A 25,614-nucleotide genomic window follows, 5' to 3' on the forward strand; every position below is an offset into this window, starting at 1 on the left:
ATTAGCATATTCGTGTTCAAATCTTTACATTTGGGTTAAATTAACTCTATCAACTTCAACACATGAAAAAAACTTTATTCTTCCTGTTGTTTTCGTTCTGCGCGACCTCTCTCTCGGCGCAAACCGAAAGAGCTTGGACCGCAGTCTCGGGGAAGAATGTGAAAACGGCTAAAAACGTTGCCCGACTCTCATTCCCCAAAGATTATCAACTATTCGAGCTTAACGATCAAACGCTTCGTCAGGCTTTACAAAATGCGCCCCAACGCGATTTTACCAAGAAAAATCAAGGCGTCGTAATTGCGATTCCGAACACCGACGGGCAAATCGAACACTTCAAAATGGTCGAGGCTTCCAACTTCGAACCGGATTTGCAGGCTCAGTTTCCTGACATCCGCGCTTATGTGGGTAAAGGTGTCGAAGATCCTTCGGCTACTTTGCGTATGAGCGTGGACCCGCGCGGCGTAAGCACTATGGTGTTGCGCGTGGGGAAACCAAATGAATTCATGGAACGCTATTCGGAAGACGGCAAAATCTACGCGGTCTTCAATTCATCGCGTGACAAATCAAGCATGCCTTTTACGTGTTACACTGAAGATGTCGCAATCGCAAACAGTCTTCGTCAAAGCGCCGAGGCACAATCGCCCGCATCAAGCGCCGACGTCTTGCTCACATTCCGTCTTGCAATGTCTTGTAACGGAGAATATACCGTTTACCACGGCGGAACCGTGCCATTGGCTCTTGCGGCGATCAACGCTTCGATCACTCGCGTAAACTCGGTATTCGAGAACGATTTGTCGATCCACTTGAGCATCATAGCAGGAACAACTGCGGTAATTTATACGAATGCCACAACAGACCCGTACACGACTATGGCTAACTGGAATAACCAGTTGCAGACTACTTTGACGGCGAATATCGGTGAGGCCAACTACGACGTCGGTCACATGTTCGGCGCTTCAGGTGGCGGCGGTAACGCAGGTTGTATCGGTTGCGTTTGTAACACTGGAAAAGGCAGAGGTATCACTTCTCCTGCCGATGGAATTCCTGAAGGCGACAATTTCGATATCGATTATGTCGCCCACGAACTTGGTCACCAATTCGGAGGAAACCACACATTTTCAAACAATGTCGAAGGTACAGGCGTAAACGTTGAGCCGGGTTCAGGTTCTACGATCATGGGTTACGCGGGTATTACAGCCCAGGATTTGCAGCCGCATTCTGATGATTACTTCGTCTATGCAAGCATCAAGCAGATCCAAGACAACATGGCGACCAAAACATGTCCGGTAAGTACTCCGGTAAATGGTGTTCCACCTGTCGTAAGCGCTGGTCTTGACTACACGATTCCAAAGAGCACAGCATTTATCCTAACGGGTACGGCAACTGACGCCGATGGAAGTGTCCTCAATTACTGTTGGGAACAAAACGACACGGCAACGTCCCAAACCGGAGCCAACAGTGTGGCGTCGCCTACAAAGACTGGCGGTCCGAACTGGAGATCGTTCAACCCGGTAGCGACTCCTGTCCGTTATATGCCGATGCTTTCAACGGTTTTGGCGAATTCATTGGTTACGACCTTGAACGGTTTTCCTCAGGAAGCCGCAAGTTCAGTGGCTCGTACGTTGAATTTCGTGCTTACGGCCCGTGATGCGCCATTTGGGGTTGCCCACACACAATCAGATAATATGATCGTGACAGTTAATGCGACTGCAGGACCATTCTTGGTGACATCTCCGAACACGGCGGTTTCTTACGCAGCCGGAACCAACCAAACGGTTACCTGGGACGTTGCGGGAACTACCGGAAATGGTGTAAACACTGCGTTTGTCGATATCTTCCTTTCAACGAATGGTGGAACTTCTTTCCCTGTAATGTTGGCTAGCCAGGTTCCGAACGACGGTTCTGAAGTCATTACGATTCCGAATACTCCTGGAACTACAAACCGTTTGATGATCAAAGGATACAACAACATTTTCTACGATCTTTCCAATACGAACTTTACGATTACGGCTCCGGCTGCGACATTTTCGGTTGCATTCTCAGGAGTTGCGGGCGACCAGAATAAAACAGCTTGTTCTGGCGTAGACGTTTCGTACACGATTCCTTATACTGCTTTAGGCGGATTCACGGGAACGACAACTTTCTCAGCTTCAGGGCAACCGGCAGGATCTACCGTGACATTCTCTCCGGCGTCGGTGACGGCCAGTGGAAACGTTACGATGACAATCAGCAACACGGCTGGATTGACAGGAGGATTTTTCCCTATTACGGTAACTGCAAGTTCAGGTGCCACGGTTAAAACAGTCCCTTTGTACTTCCAAATGTTCTCTACGGTTTTCCCGGCCATCACGCCATCGTCTCCGGCCAACATGGCAACAGGACAAAACACGACATTGAACCTTACATGGTCAGCCCTTGACAATGCGGCGACCTATGACGTCCAAGTGGCAACCGATGCGGCCTTCACGAACATCATCAGCACTGGAAACGTGCCGGTGAACAGCTACACGGTTTCAGGTTTGACACAAGGCACGAACTATTATTGGAGAGTCAAGCCGAACAACACTTGCGCGGCGGGAACTTACGGTACCGCATTCGCATTCCAGACAGGCGTACAATCTTGTACTACATATACGGCTACGAACGTGCCTTTGGCAATTTCAGCCACTGGAACTCCAACAGTAAACTCTACATTCTTGTTGACCAACAACGTTAGCATTTCCGATTTGAACCTTACGGTAAACGTAACGCACACTTGGGTTAATGACCTTACGATCAAATTGATCAGTCCTGCTGGAACTGAGGTAAACATGGTTGCCGGACCTTGCACAAGTGCGGCTTTGAACAACATCGTTGCCACGTTCGACGACAGCGGCAGTGCGATCGTTTGCGGAAACAACCCGGCTATCGGCGGAACTGTTGCTCCGGTTCAACCACTATCGGCATTCAATGGACAAAATTCTGCGGGTACTTGGACATTGCGTATCATCGACGGATTCAACCAAGATGGAGGAACGCTTAACAGCTGGAGCATGAACATCTGTAGCATGGCGCCGCTTGCCGTTGAAGACAACCACTTGCAGGACTTCGCGATCTATCCGAACCCGAACAACGGTAACTTCAACATCCAGTTCACGCCATCGTCGACTCAGGATATCAAAGTGAATGTTCACGATATCCGCGGACGCCAAATCTTTAGCAGAACATACCAAAACAACGGGCTTTTCAACCAAAACCTGCAAATGGAAGGAACTGCTTCAGGGATTTACGTTGTGACTGTCGAGAACGGAAGCGCCAAAGAAGTGAAGAAAATCGTTATCAGATAAGCGATTTCAAAATAGTAAGAAAGCCCTGCAGATCGCGGGGCTTTTTTTATGCCCGAAATCGCGGACGTTGTTTAAATTTGTAGAAATACCTGATCATGACCAAAAGATTCTTATTGCTGTTGTTCGTTTGCCAAATCGCGATCGCTCAGGACTTTCAATTGATTCCGATGCCTGTCAAATTCGAATATTCAGCCGGAGAAGTAACGCTTGGTTCAAAATCGATGATCGAATACGTCGATGCTTTCGCCACCGATGAAGGCGATTTTTTCATCGAATACGTCCAAAAAAACTACGACGCCAACGAGCTGCAGAATCCAAGGTATATTCGCGTCGAACAAGATTTCAAAAATAAGGAACCCGGCAGTTATTCCATTTTGGTAAAACCCGAACAGGATATCTATATCGCGGCAGCCGATGCTGAAGGTGTTTTCCACGCGTTCCAAACCTTGCTTCAATTATTGCCGACCGATTCGAAAACGCCGTCGATTCCCGCAGTTTCGATCTACGACGAACCAAAATTCAAATGGCGCGGCATGCATCTCGATTGCGCGCGTCACTTTTGGTCGGTCGATTTCGTCAAGAAATATATCGATCATCTCGCGATGTACAAAATGAACACGTTCCATTGGCATCTCACCGACGACCAGGGCTGGCGCATCGAAATCAAGAGATACCCGAAGCTCACTGAGGTCGGTTCAAAACGCAGCGGCACGATGGCCGGGCATTACAACGAACAGCGTTGGGACAACATTCCATACGGCGGTTTTTATACGCAGGAACAAATCAAGGAAGTCGTCGCTTACGCCAAGAAACGGCACATTACGATCGTTCCTGAAATCGAGATGCCCGGACACGCGGTCGCGGCGTTGGCTGCTTATCCCGAACTCGCGTGCACGCCCGGACCGTTCGAAGTCGAGAAAACCTGGGGCGTTTTCGACGATGTTTTTTGTCCGAAGGAGAATACGTTCAAATTTTTCGAAGGTGTTTTGACCGAAGTAATAGCGCTTTTTCCGTCCGAGTACATTCACATCGGCGGAGACGAATGTCCCAAAACCCGATGGAAAACCTGCGAACATTGCCAGAAACTGATCCGCGATAAAAATCTAAAAGACGAACACGGCCTGCAAAGTTATTTCATCCAACGCGTCGAAAAATTTGTGAATTCGAAAGGACGAAAAATCATCGGTTGGGATGAAATCCTCGAAGGCGGTCTGGCTCCGAACGCGGCCGTTATGAGCTGGAGAGGAATCGATGGCGGCATCGCGGCGGCCAGGCAAAAACACAACGTCGTGATGACGCCCGAGGGTTATCTGTATTTCGACCGCTACCAAGGCGATCCCAAAAACGAGCCGTTGGGATTCGGAGGTTACGTGCCGATCGAAAAAGTGTACGGTTTCAATCCCATTCCAGATGCGTTGTCAGCCGACGAAGCGAAATACATAATCGGTGTCCAAGCCAATCTCTGGACCGAATACATCGCGACTGAAGAACACGCCGAATACATGATTTTCCCGCGGATTGCAGCGCTCAGCGAAGTCGCATGGGGAACGTCGGATCCCGATAATTTCAAACAATTTCAGAAACGGTTGTTCCGACATCTTTCGCTGCTCGACAAACTCGGAGTGAATTACGCCAAATCGATGTTCCAGGTTGCGACGCGCACCTTTCCGTTCGGGAAACGAAGCGTCGCACTCGAATTGTCGTCGGCGGGAAACAATCCTGAGATCCGATACACGAACGACGGCAGCGAACCGACCGTAAATTCTCAATATTTTCCCGGAAAAATAATAGTGCCCGCGTCGCAAACCGTAAAGGCCGCACGATTCGAAAACGGGAAACGCATCAGCGCGATTACCCAACAACAATTCACGTTCAGCAAAGCGACGGGACGACAAATCACACTTGAAAACCAACCAAGCGACAAGTACAAAGGCGACGGAAGTTTCACGCTCGTCAACGGAATTCTCGGCGATAAACAACGAACCGGCCGCGATTGGATTGCGTTTGCAGGCACCGATCTCGAAGCCGTAATCGATTTGTCCGACAGGGAAAAAATAAGTTCCGTGACCGCGAGTTTCATGCAGAGCCAAGGCAGTTGGATTTATTATCCGGTTGAAGTCGAGGTTCTCGTGTCGAAAGATAATCGTAACTTTAAGTCGGTCGCGAGAGTTACCGCAGCTGAGATTGCGAAATCGGGCGGAACGATCAAAATGAAATTCAAGAACCAGAAAGCGCAGTTCGTGAAAATTATCGCTAAAAATACCAAAACAATAGCCGACGGAAATCCCGGAGCCGGAAATCCAGCTTGGCTTTTCACCGACGAAATACTCATAGACTAATGTCAGGAAGAAGGAATTTTTTGAAGAATACGGCGTTGGCGTCGGCGGCGATCGCAGTGACACCGATTCTCGAAACCGATTTTTCATTCGCCCAAAAAGCGAATAAACCGATCGTGCTCTCCACTTGGGATTTCGGATTGAAAGCCAACGAAGCCGCTTGGAAGATCCTGAAATCGGGCGGACGCGCGCTCGATGCGGTCGAAACCGGAGTTAAAATCACCGAGGCCGATCCCGAGGAACGCAGCGTCGGTTACGGCGGACGACCCGATCGCGATGGGCGCGTGACGTTGGACGCGTGCATCATGGACGAATTGTCGAACATCGGTTCGGTCGCGTGTCTCGAACACATCAAACATCCGATCTCGGTCGCGAGAGCCGTGATGGAAAAAACGCCTCACGTGATGCTTTCGGGCGATGGTGCCTTGCAGTTCGCGCTTTCTCAGGGTTTTAAAAAAGAAAATCTGCTCACGGAAATCTCCGGGAAAGAATGGAAAGAATGGCTCAAAACGAGCAACTACAAACCGATCGTTAACATCGAAAACCACGACACCATCGGAATGATCGCGCTCGATTCATCGGGAAATCTATCGGGCGCCTGCACCACGAGCGGCATGGCGTACAAAATGCACGGCCGCATAGGCGATTCCCCGATCATCGGCGCCGGGTTGTATGTCGACAACGAAATCGGAGCCGCGACCGCGACCGGCCATGGCGAAGAAGTCATCAGGATTGCGGGTTGCCATCTTGTAGTCGAACTCATGCGGCAGGGAAAATCGCCTCAAAAAGCGTGTAAGGAAGCGGCGATGCGCATAGTCAACATCACGAAAAATCGCGGAAAGAATCTCAAGGACATCCAAGTCGGGTTCATCGCGCTCAACAAGAAAGGCGAACACGGATCGTTCTGCATCCAAAGCGGATTCAGCTACGCGATGCACGACGAAACCGGAAACCGGATGGTAACGCCTGATTTTTACCTCAAATAATGGCGCATCTCGAAATCGCTTGCTTCAACGTCGAATCGATGTTGATCGCGCAGGAATCGGGAGCCGACCGCATTGAATTTTGCGCCGATTATGAATCGGGTGGAATAACGCCGGATTTTGAAAGTTTATCCGAGATCAAACCGCAAATTTCAATTCCAATTTTCGTGATGATCCGTTCGAGAGCCGGAGATTTCAACTATTCGGACAAGGAATTCGAAACGATGAAGTCAGACATCAAAAGGTTCAAGGAAATTGCCGACGGTTTCGTGTTCGGAATACTAACTTCCGATGGAAAAATTGATGTCGAACGAAATTCAGAGCTCGTAAAATCGACGACGCTTCCGTGTACGTTTCATCGCGCGTTCGACGGAATTTTAGATTCGGAATTGGCGCTTGAAGACGCAATCCACTGCGGTTTCCAAAATATCTTGACGTCGGGCGGAATAGGGAATGCGATCGATAACATAAAAAATCTCACCGAACTCGTGCGCGAAGCCAGCGGCCGAATCACGATCATGCCCGGAGGCGGCGTGCGTTCGTCGAACATTGAAACGTTGTTGCATACGACGGCGACTTGGTTCCATTCGGCAGCGATTACCGGAAACAGCGAAACAGCTGACGCATCGGAAATCCAAAAAATGAAAAGTGAATTCTAAGCGGAAATTAATGTTCCGAACTCTCTTTAAATCTTAAATCTTAAATCAAAAATCTGAAATCTAAAAAAGTCCGTTGAGTTCCGCATCAATCCGATTGTAAACCTGTCCCAAATGCTCCGGATTATTCACGAAATCAATATTATCAACATCGATGATCAACAATTTTCCGCGATCGTATGTCGTGATCCACGCCTCGTAACGCTCGTTGAGTCGGCTTAGGTAATCGATGGAAATGGAGTTTTCGTAATCGCGTCCACGTTTGTGGATCTGGTTGACCAGATTCGGGATCGAACTGCGCAGGTAAATCAACATATCAGGCGGCTCGACAAGCGATTCCATTAGTTCGAACAAAGACGAATAATTGTTGAAATCGCGGTTGGTCATCAAACCCATAGCGTGCAAATTGGGTGCGAAGATGTGCGCGTCCTCGTAAATCGTACGGTCCTGAATGATTTTTTTGCCGCTTTCACGGATTTGCAAGATTTGGCGGAATCGGCTGTTCAAAAAGTAGATCTGCAGGTTGAACGACCAGCGCTCCATCTGATGGTAAAAATCGTCGAGATACGGATTGTCGACGACGTCCTCAAAATGCGGTTCCCATTTGAAATGTTTTGCCAGTAAACGTGTTAGCGTAGTTTTTCCCGCGCCGATATTGCCTGCAATCGCTATATGCATTTAAGGTAATTTAAGATTATAGATGCTGATTCCGTCGGGTGTAAAAATAGCTAAATTTTGGCCGCCATACCAGAAACCCGAGGGCGATTTTTTGCCCAAATCGATGACTTGCTGCGTATTTCCGTCGAACGTTACATAATGCAGATTTCCTTGCGACAGGTAAAGTCCGCTCGTGTCCGAAACGAACCGGAAGCCTTCGACGGCGGGCACGCGGCCCAATGTCGCAATCTTGCCGAACAGGTCGCAACGGAACGCGTCTCCGTTTTCATCGACCCATCTGAAATGGTTGAAATCGGTTTCATAACACACGACATTTCCGCGCAACGGTTGGGTCAGCGAGACAAAAGTGTTTTTGAGATAATCGTACAACCCGATCTGCATCGTCGCAGTGTTGAATATCCAAAGTCGGTTTTGTGCCGCGTTTCCAATGGCGTGGGCGACAATCGGTTCGGGCAAATAGTCGGAAAAATTCACCTTGCGGATTTCATTGAGCTGATTGTCGAGGAAAACGGCCGTGTTGAAATCCTCGTAGAACAGCACAAGGTTCATCGGGTTCAAGATATCGGCTCGCTTAATTTTTCCGAGTCCGATGTTTTGGTATTGCAGTTTTCGTCCGTCTTTTTCCTTGAAAAAAGTGTTGTCTTTGACGTAATAACGCCATCCGAAATTGTCGAAGCCGGCGAAGTAGTCGATTGATAATTTTTCCTCGGACGAAACCGTCGGCGTCAATTGCGCATAAAGCGTTGACAGCGAAAATGAAAGGAGAAGCAGCAGGATTTTTTTCATCGGAAAACGAAGATACGATTAAACTTTTTGACGCCGCACGATTCGATGGCGAAACGTTTTGGTCGACCCTTTTGGGCGATTCACCTCAATTAACTGGAAACGCGCCGCGAAGCGAATACCTTTGTAGGAACATTTAACGAATCGTTGGTAACAAAACGTGGGCGAATCCGTCATATTTGCCGTGTCGAAACTACGGTTGGAACTTTTTCAGTCGTCGCGTGTTTTTCCTACGAAAAGCATCCGACGTTTGGTTGAGCAAAACATATATATAATGTTAAGAAGAAAACTTAAGAATATGAGAAAAATAATTATTGGAGTAATCCTCGCTATGTCGGGATTTATCACGCAAGCCCAGGAATTCCAAGGGATGGCGGTTTACGAATCGAAAACGAGTACGGCCGACTTCAAGGCCCAGATGAGCGGCAACCGCGACATCACGCCCGAAATGCAAAAAATGTTCGAGGAACGCATGAAAGCCGCGTTTGAAAAAACCTTCATCCTCAACTTCGACAAATCGGCGTCGATCTACAAGGAAGAGGAAAAACTGGAAGCCCCGGGCGGACAGGGCGGCGGTTTCAGAATGATGACCTCGATGATGGGCGGCGGCGGAACCTACTATAAAGACGTCAAAACCAAAACATACACGGTCGACAAAGAATTCATGGGCAAGGAATTTCTGGTCAAGGATTCGCTCCCGAAACTCAACTGGAAAATGGAAAGCGAAACCAAGCAAATCGGAAACTATACCTGTTACAAAGCCACCGCGATCATTCCCGTCAGTAAATCCGACTTCAGGAATTTCAGGCCGAAACGTCGCGACGAACAAAAGAAAGAAGACGAGGCCAAAGCCAAAGCCGAGTCCGAGAAAAAAACCAATTTGATGGATCAGGTCGAAATGCCAAAAGAAGTCACGATCACCGCTTGGTACGCACCCGAAATCCCAGTGAATCAAGGGCCCGAAAGTTATTGGGGATTACCCGGATTGATTCTCGAGATCAACGACGGGAAGACAATCGTGCTGTGTTCGAAGATCGTCCTGAATCCAAAAGACAAGGTATCCATCAAAGCGCCGACCGCAGGTAAAGTCGTTTCACAGAAAGAATACGACGAAATCGTGGTCAAGAAAATGGAGGAACTGCGCGAAATGAACGGCGGAAACGGGCCCGGACAAGGTCGTCCGTCGATGAGAATGAATTAATCTTTTTAGCCGCGAATTCGCGAATGTGAGGTTTTATCGCATTCTCGAATTCGCGGCTGACTTTTTACCAAACACACAAACATGAAGAATTTTACCATTCTTTTCTTTCTTATTTTTTCATCTGTGGCAATTTCACAGAACATCCGACTCGATGGCGTAATCGTCGACAACGACGGAAAGCCGCTCGAAATGGCGAACGTCATGGCGGTCAACGTCGCGACGAAAGGCATGGATTCGTACGCGATCACGAACGACAAAGGGAAATTCTATCTCAACCTCAAAGCCAATGCGACGTACACGGTCAAAGTGAGTTATCTGGGCATGGCGAACAAGGAAGTTTCGGTGACGACGACGGGCGAAAACATGACGCAGACCATCAAAATGGAAGCGGGCGGAATCCAATTGAACGACGTCGAGATCGTGCGCGAAATGCCGGTTTCGATCAAAGGCGACACGATCGTGTACAATGCCGACTCGTTCAAAACCGGAACCGAGCGCAAACTCGAAGATGTGCTCAAGAAACTTCCCGGAGTCGAAGTAAATGCCGACGGTGAAGTCGAGGTCGAGGGCAAAAAAGTCCAAAAACTAATGGTCGAAGGCAAGGATTTCTTTGACGGAGATACAAAACTCGGCGTCAAGAATATTCCTGCCGACGCGATCGACAAAATTCAGGTGTTGCGCAATTACAACGAAATCGGACAATTGAAAGGACTCGAAAACAACGAGGAAAGCGTCGCGATGAACATCAAGCTCAAAGAAGGCAAGAAGAACTTCTGGTTCGGCGATGTCACGGCTGGAATCGGCGTCGGACATGAGGAATCGCGTTATGTCGTGAATCCGAAACTGTTCTACTACAACCCGAAATTCAGCATCAACCTGATCACGAATTTCAACAACATAGGCGAACTGCCGCTCACGATCCAGGATTACTTTAAAATGACGGGCGGATTCCGTTCGATGATGCGCAAAGGCGGCACGAACTTCAACGTTTCGTCGAACGACTTGGGAATTTCGTTGCTCAGGAACAATCGCGCCAAGGAAATCGAAACCGACTTCGGGGCGGCAAACTTCTCGTACAGTCCCGCGAAAAGCTGGACGATCAGCGGATTCGCGATTCTTTCGTCGTCCAAAACCGATCTCGAAACCACGTCCCAAACCGATTACCTCGAAGAAGATACGCAGGAAAACCGAGAGGAAACCGCGCACCAAAAAAGCAATTTCGGATTGTTCAAATTGAGTTCGAGCTACAAACCGAGCACGACGTTCCAGTTCGATTACGACGTGATGCTCAAAACATCGAAACAGGATGAGGACAACGATCTGCTGCGCGAATCCATCGAAAACGGCGTTTCCACGACCGAAAGCATTTTCACGAAGAAGAAACAAAACCCAATCACGCTTAACCAAAACCTGAGTCTGTATTACACCAAGAACGAAAAGAACGTCTTCGCCGTCGAAATGCAGCATCTGTATCAGGACGAAGACCCGTTCTACAATGCGAATCTGGCGACGCAGCCGTTCGATTTGTCGGGCTACATCGCTGGCCAGAACCGAAACGACATCAACCAGAAACGATTCGTCAAGACCAATAAACTCGACGCGAAAGTCGATTATTATTACATGGTCACGCCTAAAAGCAACATAAACGTGACCGTCGGCGACACGTATTCGCACCAGAATTTCGACTCGAGCATTTTCCAGATTCTCGACAACGGAACACGCAACGACCTCGAAGCGCCCGAGAACAACAACGACGTGAATTACACGTTCAACGACGCTTTCGTCGGGCTGCATTACAAGATCATGACGGGGAAACTCACGTTCAATCCGGGCTTCAGCGTGCATACGTATTCGATGAACAACGATCAATTGGGCAGCGAATTCAAGCGCGATTTCTTTCGATTTTTGCCCGACATGTACGCGCTTTGGCAGATCAAGAAATCGGAAACGCTCACGTACAATTTCTCGATGACGAACGATTTTACCGACATCAACCAACTGGCTGAAGGATACGTGTTTTCGAATTACAACAGTTTGTTCAGCGGCACGCGCACGCTTGAGAACGCGACGTCGCAAGTGCATTCCCTGCGTTATTTCCGATACAACATGTTCAATTTCGAGAACGTTTTCGGCAACATAACCTATACGCGACGCATGGATGCCGTGAAGAACCGCGCGTTTTTCGATGGCGTGAACCAGACATCGGAGCCGTTCAATTCGAGGTTTGCCGACGAGACCGTTTCGGCCGCCGGAAACTACGGGCGTTCGTTCCTGAAATACTACAAGGCGTCGATCGGAGCGACTGTCAATTATTCCAAATTCAACAACATCGTGATCGTGCCCGACATTCCAAACGGAACGCTCAGCGAAGACCGCCGCGTCACCGAAAGTTTTACGCAGAATTACCGCGTTAGCGCTTCGACGAATTTCAAGAAAATGCCCAACCTCGAGATCGGTTACAACTTCACCGTAAACGACTACAACGACCAGACATTCTATACCGATCGGCCGTTCGCGAAGCTCGACTACTATTTCTTAGATGCGTTTTCGTTCGTGACCGAGTACGAATTTTATCACTATTACAACAAAGGCGATGCGTCCAACAGCGTCGACAACGAATACGATTTCCTGACCGCAAGCCTGATCTACCAAAAGAAAGGCAGCAAATGGGAATACAAACTGGCCGCGACGAATCTGCTCAACACGACCTCGCTCAACGACAACAGTTTCGACCAGTTCCGCGTGACGAACTCTCAGTATTTTGTGCAGCCGCGGTATGTGATTTTTAGTTTGAAGTATAATTTGTAAGAGATAATAGATGATAGACGGATAGATGATAGACGGTCGAAGTCAGAATCGTCTATCATCTTTTCATCTGTTATCTTACGTCTTTTCGAAGCAATTTCCCGCTGTCCGCTATTAGCTTTCTCAAAAACGCCGGTTTTGTAGCGCGCGCCAAGAGCTTCCGTCGGTCGCTTCGGCGCGCACACAAAACGTCGGCGTTCTTCTCGAAAGGCTAACCGCTTCCATCGGGGCTAGCGGAAATGCTTCAATTCACGATTGTATCGCGACCACGTTTTGCAGCAGCTCTTTCCAGAAATCCGTTTGCGGAACGATGATAAACAGCGCCAACTCACACGTCCAGAATAATGCGAATAGCAAGTACGGGTTTTTGAGCATCGGGCGTTTAAGTTTTACTTTCTCATAGATTACGATCGACAATGACACGAGATACGGTGTCACGACCATCGCCAAGATTCCGAATTCTCCAGCATAATAACCGATCAGTCGGCCCAAACCCGGATTGAGCACGACCAAAGTCGCCCCGATTATGAATGCGACATGCCAGCGCAGGTTTTTCTTTTTTACCATCGCGATGACATAGCAAACGCTAAAGAGAATCGCGTCGAGTACGCCACCGATTGCGATGATTCCGGCTTGTTCGGGCGATAAGGCGTAATTTTTCGGGACGGAATTCCAAACCAGCACAAAGATCGAGATCACGAGCAAAGGCGCAAGAAAATACGAGATTCGTCCTAACCTCCGATGCAAAACCATTTTGCGCTTCCTGATGAGAATGGGCTGCGCGATCACCAACGCGAACCAACATACGAACAAAAACAAATGTATATGCGTCACGAAATAGAACCGCCCGAGATTCGGGAACAAAGCAAAATAAGAATGATAAAACCCGGAGAAGCTGATTGCTGCCACGGCGGCGAACAAGATGGCGAGAAGTCTGTTTTTGTTTTCCATAAGCTGAATTGGCGTGCGCCAAATATAGTGGAATATGGAAGCGGAGATTCCTGAAAATCAGTGAAAGGTTGTTTTGGGTAAATGAAACGCGGTACTTTTGTAAACCTCAAAGGTTTTTAACCCGAGGCAACGCCGAACTGTATGGAGGGCAGCGGAATAAAACCTTTGAGGTTTCCAAAAGATAAAGCCGACAGCTTGACCGCGCGGCAAAAGGCAATTTCAACTTTATGAACTTCCTGCCGCGCGGACGCGCCCAAATAAAAAAAGCCGCGATCAAAAATCACGGCTTCCTATACAGTGCAATCGACATTGTCAATTGTCAATTCTTCATTGTCAATTAAATCCCAAAGTCAGCCTTCACCTTATCGACGAAGTCCAATTTCTCCCAAGTAAACAACTCGACAGTCACGGTTTTTTCTTCTCCGTACGGATTTTTGAACGTCTTCGTTACCGTTTCAGGTTTGCGTCCCATGTGGCCGTAAGCCGCGGTTTCGCTATAGATCGGGTTTCTTAGTTTAAGGCGTTGTTCGATGAAGTACGGACGCATGTCGAATACGTTCTCGACTTTCTTCGCGATTTCCCCGTCAGACAAACCAATTTTTGAAGTTCCGTAAGTCTCTACGAAAATCCCCATCGGTTTTGCAACTCCGATCGCGTAGGAAACCTGAACAAGAATTTCATCGGCGACTCCGGCAGCGACAAGGTTTTTCGCGATATGACGCGTCGCGTAAGCCGCTGAACGGTCCACTTTTGATGGATCTTTTCCTGAGAAAGCTCCGCCTCCGTGAGCGCCTTTTCCACCGTATGTATCAACGATGATCTTACGTCCCGTCAAACCTGTATCTCCGTGAGGCCCGCCGATGACGAACTTTCCTGTCGGATTGATATGGTAATGGATCGCATCGTTGAACAAGTGTGCGTATTGCGGATATTTCGCGATGATGCGCGGAATCAAGATATCGATGATGTCTTTCTTGATTTTCGCAAGCATTGTTGGCTCTTCGTCGAAGTCATCGTGTTGCGTAGAAATTACGATCGCTTCGATGCGCGACGGTTTGTTGTTGTCGTCGTACTCGAGCGTAACCTGTGATTTCGCGTCGGGACGAAGGTATTTGATCTCGTTGTTCTCACGACGCAATTCGGCCAGTTCCTGAAGCAACTTGTGCGACAAGTCAAGCGCCAACGGCATGTAGTCCTGGGTTTCGTTCGTCGCATATCCGAACATCATTCCCTGGTCGCCCGCGCCTTGTTCTTCTTTGCTCGCACGATCGACACCTTGGTTGATGTCGCTCGATTGCTCGTGGATCGCTGAAAGGATGCCGCAAGAATTCGCTTCGAACATGTATTCGCTTTTCGTGTATCCGATTTTCTTGATCACGTCGCGAGCGATTTGCTGGACGTCGAGATATGTTTTTGATTTCACTTCGCCCGCCAAAACGACCTGACCTGTGGTTACAAGTGTTTCGCAAGCCACTTTCGACTCGGCGTCGAACGCTAGGAAGTTATCAATCAGTGCATCCGAAATTTGATCGGCAACTTTGTCTGGGTGTCCTTCGCTAACGGATTCCGACGTAAAGAAATAAGCCATAATACTTTAAATTTTTAAGTTTCGAGAGGAATGGCAACCAGATGGCTAAAGAAGAAATCTGCTTTAGCATTTTTTAACGAGGTTGCAATCAGTCAAATTTTTCCTCTTATTGACGGGTGCAAATATAGGAATTGCAGATTGAATACATAACCGAATCATTTTTTTTTATAAATGTCGGAGCAAGTTCGTATAAGAATGTTAATTCTTACTTTTTGCGATTGTGTTGTAGGAATTAACATATACTTTGATTAAATTGCTTCAAGTAAAACTAAATCGAAAAAATTATGAAAAAAATTCTACTTACTTTTTCTCTATTGGTTGCTGCCGTAACGGCCAACGCCCAGACGAATCTTCTGACAGAAAATTTTGATGCATTAGGCGATCCGGTAACGTTGCCCACAGGCTGGACGCAAACAAATCAAAGTGCTCCGACGGGAACGTTGGGTTGGTTCAGAGGCGGTGCCGGAACCACTTTTGCTGGCTACAACGGTGGACAAACAGGTTACGCGGGAGCGAACTTCAACAGCACGACCGGAACCGGTGTCATCAGCACTTGGCTCATGTCGCCCGTTTTGAACCTTATGAATGGCGACGTGATTTCATTCTATACGAGAACTGCCACGGGATCTATTTATGCCGACAACCTTGAACTTCGTGTCAGTACGAACGGAGCCGCTTCGGTAAACCCGGCTGGCCCGACAGGTCTCGGCGACTACACGACCTTGGGCGTCACCGTAAATACCGTTTTCCCGACGGCTTCCGGATATCCGCAGGTTTGGACACAGTATACGTATACGGTTGCGGGATTGTCTGCGCCGACTGATGCCCGTTTCGCGTTCCGCTATACAGTTCCGACAAGCGCCGGACCTAGCGGGAATAATTCGAACTTCATCGGTGTCGACGCAGTTTCTGTGGATCGCCCGACTGCCGGAGCTTCGGATTTCTTCAAAAGCAACATCAGTATGTATCCGAATCCCGCGCGTGAAATGCTCAACCTTTCGGTCACGAATGGCAGCGCAATCCAGAACGTACAGATTTCTGACTTGAACGGACGCATCGTGAAATCGGTCGACTTCGCAAGCATGAGCGACATCCAGTTGGTCACATCGGACCTTGCTGTGGGCGCTTACACGATCAGTGTGAAAACTGAAGACGGAAGCGGCGTTTCCAAATTTTTAAAACACTAATCCCACACGGATAAACTTCAAAAAGCCTCTCAATAAAACGAGGGGCTTTTTTATTCGATATATAGTTGCTGAAGAAACGATAACGATTTCTGTTAAATTTCAAAGTTTCGTTTGGATAATCAAAAAATAGTTAGGAAGTTTGTGATTCAAGAAAAGTAAAATGAAATTCATCATCTGTCAAATGTGTATCTGTCGTCCGGAATCATCCGCGGGATACGCCGTTGCCTAATCTTGAGTTTAAGATATAAGCAAGCCTCCCGAGAAATTGGGAGGCTTTTTGTTTTTAGTCAAAAATCAAAAATCAAAAGTCGTAAAGTCAAAAGGTCGAAAAGCAACGTCAACGGAAGGCAAGACTCAAATAAACGAATCAACAAATCAACACCCGAGGCGCAGCCGAACTGATGGAGCGCAGCGGAATAAATCAACAAATCCAAAAAATGAAAAATCAAAAAAATATCTGTTGTTGTATGCGACTCTTTCGCCCGGCTCGCCATGCCCGACATCGAACAACATAACAAGTTATAATTTGTGTATTTCGAAGCCCTTTTGGTAAGCCATCCAGAGGGGCTTTTTTTTTGGCCGAAAGACGAATGACGAAAGACGAATGACGAAAGACAAAAGACGAAAGACGAATGACAAACGACAACACCATCGGAAGGCAATGACTCAAATGAACAAATGAACAAATGAACAAAAAAACGCCCACGGAAGGCAACTGACGAACGACGAAAGACGAATGACAAACGAAAAACCATCGCTAGACAAATTTTAACTAAACGATTAAACAGTTCAACGATTAAACAAACGATTAAACAAATGAACAAAAAAACGCCCACGGAAGGCAACTGACGAACGACGAACGACGAATGACAAACGAAAAACCATCGCTAGACAAATTTCAACTAAACGATTAAACAGTTCAACGATTAAACAAACGATTAAACAATTGAGCAAAAAAAGCCCACGGAAGGCAACCGACGAATGACGAAAGACGAATAACAAACGACAACACCATCGGAAGGCAATGACTCAAATGAACAAATCAACAAATGAACAAATGAACAAATCAACAAAAACGCCTCAATTAAACGTTTCAACAATTAAACAACAAAAATCATGAGCACACAAAAATTCTCCACCAACGCCCTGCACGCAGGCCACGACGTAACCAAAAATGGAGGAACACGCGCGGTTCCGATCTACCAAACAACGTCGTACGTATTCAACAACGCCGATCACGCGGCCAACCTTTTCGCGCTTGCCGAACCCGGCTACATTTACACACGCCTCAACAACCCGACGAACGACGTGCTCGAACAACGGCTCGCCGCACTTGAAGGCGGAATCGGGGCGGTCGTCACGGCATCGGGAACGGCGGCGTTGACAACGGCTTTATTGGTCCTGTTGCGCGCCGGCGATCACATCGTCGCGTCGAACAGTTTGTACGGCGGAACGTACAATTTGTTATCGGTCACCTTGCCGCGTCTCGGCATCACGACAACCTTCGTCGATCCGTCCGATCCTGAAAATTTTTCAAAAGCCGCAAAAGAAAACACACGCGCCTTCTTCGCCGAATCACTCGGAAACCCGAAACTCGACGTACTTGATCTCGACGCGATTTCGGCCCAGGCCAAAGATTACAAAGTGCCGTTCATCGTCGACAATACAGTAGCTACGCCATATTTGTTAAATCCGATCGAACATGGCGCCGACATCGTCATCCACTCCTTGACCAAGTACATTTCCGGAAACGGAACGTCATTGGGAGGCGTGATCATCGACGCCGGAAAATTCGATTGGAGCAACGGGAAATTCCCTGAATTCACCGAGCCGTCCGCGGGTTATCACGGATTGGTCTATCACGAAGCGCTCGGCCCCGCGGCATTCATCGCGAAAGTCCGGATCGAAGGCTTGCGTGATTTCGGTGCCGCATTAAGTCCGTTCAACGCGTTCCAGACGATCCAGGGTTTGGAAACGCTTTCCATCCGAATCCAGAAACACAGCGACAACGCACTCAAACTGGCGCTTTGGCTCGAACAACAGGAAGACGTCGCGTGGGTGAATTATCCGGGACTGCCGTCGTCGAAATACAAGGATTTGGCGCGAAAATATCTGCCCGAAGGACAATCCGGAATCGTGACGTTCGGCCACAAAGGCGGTTTCGAAGCCGCGAAAAAAGTCGCCGACGCCACGAAATTGTTCTCGCTCCTGGCGAACATCGGAGACACGAAATCACTCATCATCCATCCTGCAAGCACGACGCACCAGCAACTCAGCGACGAGCAACAGGAAGCGACGGGCGTGACGAAAGACTTGATCCGACTGTCGGTCGGGCTTGAAGATATAGAGGATTTGAAGGCGGATTTGAAGGCGGTTTTCGCGTTGATCAGGGCGACGCAGAAGATTTGAGATTTTAGTCGAAAGTCAAAAGTCGAAAGTCGAAAGAAAAGTCGAAAGACAGACGATTTCGTTGCGGAAACGCTAAATGACCTTTATGGTTCAAAATCCGAGCCTGCTTTAAAATATTAAAATCTTGTTTTTTTTGGTTTGTGAAAGTCGCCTTGCCTCGGCGGGCGGCTTTACTTTTAAAAATCTATATGGAAAATCTTAAGAAAGTCACGTTCAGCCACGAACTCGAAAACGGGAAAATCCTCCAAAACCTAAACGTTTTCTATCAAACGTTCGGGCCTGAAATCGGTTCCGCGCCAATCGTTCTCGTCAATCACGCGCTCACGGGAAACTCGAACGTCTCGGGGAAAAACGGCTGGTGGCAGGAACTCATCGGCTACAACAAAACGATTGATCTAAACAATTTTACGGTTATCGCGATCAATATTCCGGGAAACGGTTTCGACCAGGATCCGGAAAACCTTATCGAAAACTACCGCGATTTCACGGCGAAAGACATCGCTTCCATTTTTTGGAAAACACTTGAAAACCTCAAGGTCGGGAAATTATTCGCCGTCATAGGAGGAAGCCTCGGCGGAGGAATCGCCTGGGAAATGTCGGCGCTCCGGCCAACTTCCATCCAAAACCTGATTCCCGTCGCGACCGATTGGAAAGCCACCGATTGGGTAATCGCGAACGTTTTGATCCAAGACAAAATCCTCAACAATTCCAACGATCCGATACCTGACGCTCGCCTCCACGCGATGCTTTTATATCGAACGCCGCAATCACTCGCGTTGCGCTTCAACCGCGAAACATCGGGAAAAGAATTCAAGATCGAGAACTGGCTCGTCAGCCACGGCGAGAAATTGCAGAATAGGTTTACGCTTTCGGCCTATAAACTCATGAATCATTTGCTCAAAACCATTGACATTTCAAGGAATCGCGGCAGTTTCATCGACATCGCATCGCACATTACGGCGAACATCCACATCGTTTCAGTCGACACCGATTATTTTTACGTCGCCCACGAAAACAAAGCGACAATCACCGAATTGCTTCCGTTCAAAACCAATGTTTTCCACCATGAAATCCAATCGATCCACGGCCACGACGCGTTCTTGATCGAATCCCAACAACTTTCTCAAATCCTTTCCCCGATTTTCTCCAACGTTTTGAGTTCTTAAGGTTCAAAATTTCATTCAAAATAACACTTGCACAGTAAACCAAAATCACGTTACTTTGCACTGTTCATTCACATAACGCCGTTATCACGAAAGGCCGAGGGATTAGACCCGCAGAAGCCTTAGCAACCCTTTGCCAAAAGAAGGTGCTACATTCTACCGACGAAATTCGGACAGATAACTAAAGGAATTTTCTCACTTTCCATAACGGTTTTAATTTTTAGGAGCACGACGCGTGAGTTCACGTTGCACGTTTTGTCCGGCTGTCCGCTATTATCTTTTTGGGCAAAACCTACAAGGTTCTGAAAACCTTGCAGGTTGCCCAAAAAGGATAACCGCTGCCATCCGGGCTATTTAGGACGTGATCGTTTCGCATTGCCGTGTTGCTCGGGATTGACAGATTGACAGATTTTAGATTGACAGATCGCCCTTCAAGGATAGATCGGATCTGAAAATCTGAAAATCTGAAATCTGAAAATCTAAAACCTATGTCTAAAATTCAAGAAGCAATTTCAAAAAGAATCCTCGTCCTCGACGGCGCAATGGGCACAATGCTCCAACGCCACAATTTTTCTGAAGAAGATTACCGTGGCGAGCGTTTCAAAGATTTCCCGCATCCGCTAAAAGGCAACAACGACCTTTTGACACTCACGCAACCCGAAGCGATTAAAGACGTACACCGTCAATATTTCGCTGCGGGAGCCGATATCGTCGAAACCAATACATTTTCGGGAACCACGATCGGGATGGCCGATTATCACATGGAAGACTTGGTTTACGAACTCAATTACGAATCGGCGAAAATCGCACGCGAAGTCGCCGACGAGTTCGAATCCCAAAATCCAGGAAAGCCGCGTTTCGTCGCCGGTTCCATCGGCCCGACAAACCGCACGGCCAGCATGTCGCCTGACGTCAATGATCCGGGTTATCGCGCGATCACGTTCGACGATTTGCGCGTCGCTTACAAACAACAAGTCGAGGCTTTGATCGATGGCGGTTCCGACATTTTATTGGTCGAAACGATTTTCGACACGCTGAACGCCAAAGCCGCGTTGTTCGCGATCGAAGAAGTCAAGGAAGAGCGCAACCTCGACATTCCCGTCATGGTTTCGGGCACGATCACCGATGCATCGGGACGAACACTTTCGGGTCAAACGGTTGAGGCATTTTTGATTTCGATTTCACACATTCCGTTGCTTTCTGTCGGGTTCAATTGCGCGCTTGGCGCCGATCAGTTGCGTCCGTATTTGAAACGTCTGGCGCAAAACACGTCACTAAACATCTCGGCTCACCCGAATGCAGGATTACCGAACGCCTTCGGTCAATACGACCAAACACCTGAGGAAATGCAAGCGCTGATCAAGGATTATCTCGATGAAAATTTAATCAACATCATCGGCGGATGCTGCGGCACGACGCCTGAACATATAAAATTGATTGCCGACGTTGCCGCAAATTATCAGCCGCGAAAAGCATTTGAGACAGCTTAGTTTTAGCCACGGATACACGGATTTTCACGGATTTAAAAAGCATCGTTTTTTGTAAAAACAGGCTTGTTAATTCAAACCAAGAGATGACAATCGGCACGAGTATAATCCGTGTGATCCGTGAAAATCCGTGTATCCGTGGCAAGAAAATAAAGCGACAAAATAAAATCAAAGTCCGTGGCAAAATCTCGGCAAAAATTTAAAACAAGAATTAGCGAGTTTGCAGCAAAAAATCTGCGCAAGAGCAAATAAAAATCTGTGACCCGAGCGAAGCGAATTGGCGCAGCAATCTGTGGCCAAAAAAACAGCATCCACGATAAAAAATAAAAAGCCATCAGTGGCAAAAACAGAATGCCGGAACAAAAAAAATATCTAAAATTATCGGGTCTCGAACCCCTAATTGTCACGCCCGAAACCAACTTCATCAACGTAGGCGAGCGCACCAACGTAACCGGTTCGCGTAAATTCCTACGCCTGATCAAAGAAGAACAATTCGACGAAGCCTTCGACATCGCGCGCGGACAAGTCGAAGGCGGCGCCCAGATCATCGACATCAACATGGACGAAGGCATGCTCGACGGCGTCGCGGCCATGACCAAATTCCTCAACCTGATCGCGTCGGAACCCGATATTTCGCGCGTTCCCGTCATGATCGATTCCTCGAAATGGGAAATCATCGAAGCCGGATTGCAAGTCGCGCAGGGAAAAAGCGTCGTCAACTCGATTTCATTAAAGGAAGGCGAAGAACTGTTCATTCATCACGCCAAACTCGTCAAACGCTACGGAGCGGCCGTGATCGTGATGGCGTTCGATGAAGTCGGTCAAGCCGATAATTACGAGCGTCGCATCGAAATCTGCAAAAGATCGTACGATATTTTGGTCGACAAAGTCGGGTTTCCGGCTGAAGACATCATTTTCGACCCGAACATTTTTCCGGTCGCCACTGGAATGGACGAGCACAAACTCAACGCGCTCGACTTCTTTCGGGCAACGAAATGGATACGTGAAAACCTTCCGTACACGAATATTTCGGGCGGCGTGAGCAACGTCTCGTTCTCGTTTAGAGGCAACGACAAAGTGCGCGAAGCCATGCACTCGGCGTTTTTGTACCACGCGATCCAACACGGCATGACGATGGGAATCGTGAATCCCGAAATGCTCGAAGTCTATGACGAAATCCCCAAAGACCTGCTCGAAGCGGTCGAAGACGTTCTCTTGAACCGACGCGAAGACGCCACCGAAAGACTATTGGATTTGGCCGAAAGTTTCAAAGGCCACGTCAAAAACGACGAAAAAGCGATCCAGGAATGGCGTTCGGGAACGGTCCAGGAACGGTTGACACACGCTTTGGTAAAAGGAATCGACGAATTTATTGAGATCGATGTCGAGGACGCGCGCCAACAATCGGCGAAACCGATACACGTGATCGAACAGAATTTAATGGCTGGAATGAACGTCGTGGGCGACCTGTTCGGAAGCGGGAAAATGTTCTTGCCACAGGTCGTAAAATCGGCTCGTGTCATGAAAAAAGCGGTCGCGTATCTTTTACCTTATATAGAAGCCGAAAAAGACGGGACATCGCAATCGGCAGGGAAAATTTTAATGGCAACGGTAAAAGGCGACGTGCACGACATCGGGAAGAATATCGTTTCGGTCGTGCTCGGATGCAATAATTACGAGATCATCGATTTAGGAGTCATGGTTCCGCCTGAAAAAATCATCGAAGCCGCCATCCGTGAAAACGTAGATATCATCGGCCTTTCGGGATTGATCACGCCATCGCTAGACGAAATGGTCTATCTCGCCAAGGAAATGGATCGGCTTAACATAAAAATCCCAATGATGATCGGCGGAGCGACAACTTCTCGCGCGCATACGGCCGTCAAGATCGCACCGGAATATCGCGAAACCGTCGTCCATGTAAACGATGCGTCGCGTGCGGTAACCGTCGCCCAAAATTTATTGAATTCGAATAAAATTGTATACGCTTCCGAATTGAGATCGGAATACGACAAACTTCGCGATGGTTATCTGAACCGCAGTCGCGACAAGGATTTCCTCACGATCGAACAAGCTCGTGTGAATAAATTGAAACTTGATTTCTCGCCCGTGAAACCAAATTTCATCGGCACCAAAACCGTCGAAGTCGAACTTTCGGAACTCGTTCCCTACATCGACTGGACGCCGTTTTTCAGGACTTGGGAATTGCACGGGAAATATCCGGCGATTTTGACCGATGACGTTGTAGGCGAAGAAGCGACGTCGTTGTTTGCAGACGCGAGAAAAATGCTCGATCAGATCGTGTCTGAAAAACGATTGTCGGCTAAAGGAATTTTCGGGATTTATCCTGCGAACACAGTCAATGATGACGATATCCAAATTTCGGATGAAAACGGGAACGACCTCGTGAAATTCCTAACGCTGCGCCAACAGAACCAAAAAACAAAAGGCGCGAAAAATATCGCGTTGAGTGATTTCATCGCGCCAAAAGACGAACACGTCACCGATTACATGGGCGCGTTTTGCGTCACGACCGGTTTCGGAGTCGACGAATGGGCCGCCGAATTCGAGAAAGATCTCGACGACTACAATTCGATCATGGTAAAAGCGCTCGCCGACCGTTTGGCCGAAGCGTTTGCCGAATATCTGCACGAAAAAGTCCGCAAGGAAATCTGGGGTTATGACGCCGATGAAACCTTGTCGAACGAGGAATTGATTTCTGAAAAATACAAAGGAATCCGTCCCGCACCGGGTTATCCGGCTTGTCCCGACCATCTCGAAAAACCGACGATCTGGAAATTGCTTGACGTCGAAAATCAAATCGGCGTAACCTTGACCGAAAGCATGGCGATGTGGCCGGCTTCGTCGGTTTCAGGTTATTATTTCGCGCATCCGGAAAGTAAGTATTTCGGACTCGGAAAAATTAAGGAAGATCAAGTCACCGATTACGCCAAACGCCGTGGGGTTTCGTTTGAGGTCGCCGCGAAATGGCTGAATCCGAATATCGCCGATTAAATTGTTTAGGGTTTAGAGTTTCGGGTTAACCGCAATCAACTCTAAACTCGAAATTCTAAACAAAAATTAAAACATGAAAGTAACCGAAACCATACAAAACGCCCAAGGCAAAACCCTTTTCTCCTTCGAAATTTTGCCACCATTGAAAGGCCAGAACATACAATCGATTTTCGACGGCATCGATCCGCTGATGGAATTCAACCCGCCGTTCATCGACGTCACGTACCATCGCGAGGAATACGAATTCAAGGAACTCGAAAATGGTCTGCTGCAAAAGAAAGTTGTCAAGAAACGCCCGGGAACGGTTGGGATTTGCGCTGCGATCCAAAACCGTTATCAGGTCGACGCCGTGCCACACGTGCTTTGCGGCGGTTTTACGAAAGAAGATACTGAGAATTTGTTGATCGATTTGGACTTCCTCGGCATCCAAAACGTCGTTGCCTTGAGAGGCGATGCGATCAAATCCGAAATTTATTTCCGACCTGAAAACGAAGGACACAATTACGCGACCGAACTCGTTTCCCAGATCTCAAATCTCAATAACGGAATTTACCTCGACAGCGAACTCAAGAACGTGAACACGACGAATTTCTGCATCGGTGTCGCGGGTTATCCTGAGAAACACATGGAAGCACCGAGTCTGGATTCGGACATTTATTATCTGAAACAAAAAATCAAGAATGGCGCCGACTACATCGTGACGCAAATGTTCTTCGACAACAAAAAGTTCTTCCATTTCGTCGAAAAGTGCCGCGCGAACGGTATCACGGTTCCGATCATTCCGGGACTGAAACCGATCTCGACCAAGAAACAACTCAACCAAATCCCGCATCGCTTCAGCGTCGATTTGCCCGACGACCTGATCATGGCCGTCGTCAAAGCCAAAGACAACGACGCGATCAAACAAATCGGCATCGAATGGTGCATCGAGCAAAGCAAGGAACTCGTGAAAGCGGGAATTCCGGTGTTGCATTATTATTCGATGGGGAAGGCGGAGAATATTAAGTCGATCGCGAAGGAAATTTTTTAGCGCGAAACAAAATTCG

At 48.0% G+C, this 25,614-nt stretch carries 16 protein-coding genes and 1 riboswitch; of the genes, 12 read left to right on the top strand and 4 right to left on the bottom strand.

Annotated elements, in window-relative coordinates; translation table 11 throughout:
* The first annotated feature begins 62 nt into the window (after positions 1-62).
* The 4 genes from EOO50_RS09590 to EOO50_RS09605 all read left to right on the top strand — a co-directional run bounded on the left by EOO50_RS09590 (position 63) and on the right by EOO50_RS09605 (position 7,304).
* On the top strand, positions 63-3,326 hold the full coding sequence (locus EOO50_RS09590) for a reprolysin-like metallopeptidase (RefSeq protein ID WP_290839580.1): 3,264 nt from the start codon (positions 63-65) through the stop codon (positions 3,324-3,326).
* A 95-nt stretch (positions 3,327-3,421) separates the two neighbouring features.
* Entirely contained in the window at positions 3,422-5,665 is a 2,244-nt protein-coding gene (locus EOO50_RS09595) for a family 20 glycosylhydrolase (RefSeq protein ID WP_290839581.1), read from the top strand.
* Complete coding sequence (locus EOO50_RS09600; RefSeq protein ID WP_290839582.1) at positions 5,665-6,648, top strand: N(4)-(beta-N-acetylglucosaminyl)-L-asparaginase; 984 nt, start codon at positions 5,665-5,667, stop codon at positions 6,646-6,648. Before EOO50_RS09595 ends, EOO50_RS09600 begins: the two co-directional genes overlap by 1 nt.
* Positions 6,648-7,304 carry a copper homeostasis protein CutC gene (locus EOO50_RS09605; RefSeq protein WP_290839584.1) on the top strand — a complete coding sequence of 219 codons (657 nt, stop codon included), beginning with the start codon at positions 6,648-6,650 and terminating at the stop codon, positions 7,302-7,304. The genes EOO50_RS09600 and EOO50_RS09605 overlap by 1 nt, the downstream gene beginning before the upstream one ends.
* Before the next feature lie 60 nt (positions 7,305-7,364).
* Here EOO50_RS09605 and EOO50_RS09610 read toward each other — a convergent pair whose 3' ends face one another.
* Both EOO50_RS09610 and EOO50_RS09615 read right to left on the bottom strand, forming a co-directional pair.
* A complete protein-coding gene (locus tag EOO50_RS09610) occupies positions 7,365-7,979 on the bottom strand; it encodes a deoxynucleoside kinase (RefSeq protein ID WP_290839585.1) in 615 nt (204 codons plus the stop codon).
* Positions 7,980-8,765 carry a hypothetical protein gene (locus EOO50_RS09615; protein ID WP_290839586.1) on the bottom strand — a complete coding sequence of 262 codons (786 nt, stop codon included), beginning with the start codon at positions 8,763-8,765 and terminating at the stop codon, positions 7,980-7,982.
* Between the two features lie 295 nt (positions 8,766-9,060).
* On the opposite strand from EOO50_RS09615, the gene EOO50_RS09620 reads away from it, so the two are divergent.
* Both EOO50_RS09620 and EOO50_RS09625 read left to right on the top strand, forming a co-directional pair.
* Entirely contained in the window at positions 9,061-9,963 is a 903-nt protein-coding gene (locus tag EOO50_RS09620) for a GLPGLI family protein (protein WP_290839587.1), read from the top strand.
* An 81-nt stretch (positions 9,964-10,044) separates the two neighbouring features.
* Entirely contained in the window at positions 10,045-12,771 is a 2,727-nt protein-coding gene (locus EOO50_RS09625) for a carboxypeptidase regulatory-like domain-containing protein (RefSeq protein WP_290839588.1), read from the top strand.
* 246 nt (positions 12,772-13,017) lie between these two features.
* On the opposite strand, the gene EOO50_RS09630 is transcribed toward EOO50_RS09625, so the two are convergent.
* The gene (locus tag EOO50_RS09630) at positions 13,018-13,719 is read right to left on the bottom strand and encodes a hypothetical protein (RefSeq protein ID WP_290839589.1); all 702 of its coding nucleotides are present in this window, start codon (positions 13,717-13,719) and stop codon (positions 13,018-13,020) included.
* Positions 13,720-14,056: 337 nt separating this feature from the next.
* Positions 14,057-15,307 carry a methionine adenosyltransferase gene (gene metK / locus EOO50_RS09635; RefSeq protein ID WP_290839590.1) on the bottom strand — a complete coding sequence of 417 codons (1,251 nt, stop codon included), beginning with the start codon at positions 15,305-15,307 and terminating at the stop codon, positions 14,057-14,059.
* 284 nt (positions 15,308-15,591) lie between these two features.
* On the opposite strand from metK, the gene EOO50_RS09640 reads away from it, so the two are divergent.
* From EOO50_RS09640 to metF, 6 genes are all read left to right on the top strand, one after another.
* Positions 15,592-16,494 (top strand): choice-of-anchor J domain-containing protein, encoded by a 903-nt coding sequence (locus EOO50_RS09640; protein WP_290839591.1) that lies wholly within the window; start codon positions 15,592-15,594, stop codon positions 16,492-16,494.
* Positions 16,495-17,610: 1,116 nt separating this feature from the next.
* Positions 17,611-18,903: an O-acetylhomoserine aminocarboxypropyltransferase/cysteine synthase family protein gene (locus tag EOO50_RS09645; RefSeq protein ID WP_290839592.1), complete on the top strand. Its 1,293-nt coding sequence runs from the start codon at positions 17,611-17,613 to the stop codon at positions 18,901-18,903.
* A 188-nt stretch (positions 18,904-19,091) separates the two neighbouring features.
* Positions 19,092-20,069 carry an alpha/beta fold hydrolase gene (locus EOO50_RS09650; RefSeq protein WP_290839593.1) on the top strand — a complete coding sequence of 326 codons (978 nt, stop codon included), beginning with the start codon at positions 19,092-19,094 and terminating at the stop codon, positions 20,067-20,069.
* A 78-nt stretch (positions 20,070-20,147) separates the two neighbouring features.
* Positions 20,148-20,250, top strand: a riboswitch (SAM riboswitch).
* Between the two features lie 304 nt (positions 20,251-20,554).
* Complete coding sequence (locus EOO50_RS09655) at positions 20,555-21,556, top strand: homocysteine S-methyltransferase family protein (RefSeq protein ID WP_290839595.1); 1,002 nt, start codon at positions 20,555-20,557, stop codon at positions 21,554-21,556.
* 348 nt (positions 21,557-21,904) lie between these two features.
* Positions 21,905-24,568: a methionine synthase gene (metH, locus tag EOO50_RS09660; protein ID WP_290839596.1), complete on the top strand. Its 2,664-nt coding sequence runs from the start codon at positions 21,905-21,907 to the stop codon at positions 24,566-24,568.
* Between the two features lie 73 nt (positions 24,569-24,641).
* A complete protein-coding gene (gene metF, locus EOO50_RS09665) occupies positions 24,642-25,598 on the top strand; it encodes a methylenetetrahydrofolate reductase [NAD(P)H] (RefSeq protein ID WP_290839597.1) in 957 nt (318 codons plus the stop codon).
* Positions 25,599-25,614 lie beyond the last annotated feature (16 nt).

The organism is Flavobacterium sp., assembly GCF_004211145.1.
GTDB lineage: Bacteria > Bacteroidota > Bacteroidia > Flavobacteriales > Flavobacteriaceae > Flavobacterium.

Excerpts from the sequence above, each read along its gene's own strand:
- EOO50_RS09590 (WP_290839580.1), top strand. The coding sequence starts at position 63 with ATGAAAAAAACTTTATTCTTCCTGTTGTTTTCGTTCTGCGCGACCTCT.
- EOO50_RS09595 (WP_290839581.1), top strand. The coding sequence starts at position 3,422 with ATGACCAAAAGATTCTTATTGCTGTTGTTCGTTTGCCAAATCGCGATC.
- EOO50_RS09600 (WP_290839582.1), top strand. The coding sequence starts at position 5,665 with ATGTCAGGAAGAAGGAATTTTTTGAAGAATACGGCGTTGGCGTCGGCG.
- EOO50_RS09605 (WP_290839584.1), top strand. The coding sequence starts at position 6,648 with ATGGCGCATCTCGAAATCGCTTGCTTCAACGTCGAATCGATGTTGATC.
- EOO50_RS09610 (WP_290839585.1), bottom strand. The coding sequence starts at position 7,979 with ATGCATATAGCGATTGCAGGCAATATCGGCGCGGGAAAAACTACGCTA.
- EOO50_RS09615 (WP_290839586.1), bottom strand. The coding sequence starts at position 8,765 with ATGAAAAAAATCCTGCTGCTTCTCCTTTCATTTTCGCTGTCAACGCTT.
- EOO50_RS09620 (WP_290839587.1), top strand. The coding sequence starts at position 9,061 with ATGAGAAAAATAATTATTGGAGTAATCCTCGCTATGTCGGGATTTATC.
- EOO50_RS09625 (WP_290839588.1), top strand. The coding sequence starts at position 10,045 with ATGAAGAATTTTACCATTCTTTTCTTTCTTATTTTTTCATCTGTGGCA.
- EOO50_RS09630 (WP_290839589.1), bottom strand. The coding sequence starts at position 13,719 with ATGGAAAACAAAAACAGACTTCTCGCCATCTTGTTCGCCGCCGTGGCA.
- metK (WP_290839590.1), bottom strand. The coding sequence starts at position 15,307 with ATGGCTTATTTCTTTACGTCGGAATCCGTTAGCGAAGGACACCCAGAC.
- EOO50_RS09640 (WP_290839591.1), top strand. The coding sequence starts at position 15,592 with ATGAAAAAAATTCTACTTACTTTTTCTCTATTGGTTGCTGCCGTAACG.
- EOO50_RS09645 (WP_290839592.1), top strand. The coding sequence starts at position 17,611 with ATGAGCACACAAAAATTCTCCACCAACGCCCTGCACGCAGGCCACGAC.
- EOO50_RS09650 (WP_290839593.1), top strand. The coding sequence starts at position 19,092 with ATGGAAAATCTTAAGAAAGTCACGTTCAGCCACGAACTCGAAAACGGG.
- EOO50_RS09655 (WP_290839595.1), top strand. The coding sequence starts at position 20,555 with ATGTCTAAAATTCAAGAAGCAATTTCAAAAAGAATCCTCGTCCTCGAC.
- metH (WP_290839596.1), top strand. The coding sequence starts at position 21,905 with ATGCCGGAACAAAAAAAATATCTAAAATTATCGGGTCTCGAACCCCTA.
- metF (WP_290839597.1), top strand. The coding sequence starts at position 24,642 with ATGAAAGTAACCGAAACCATACAAAACGCCCAAGGCAAAACCCTTTTC.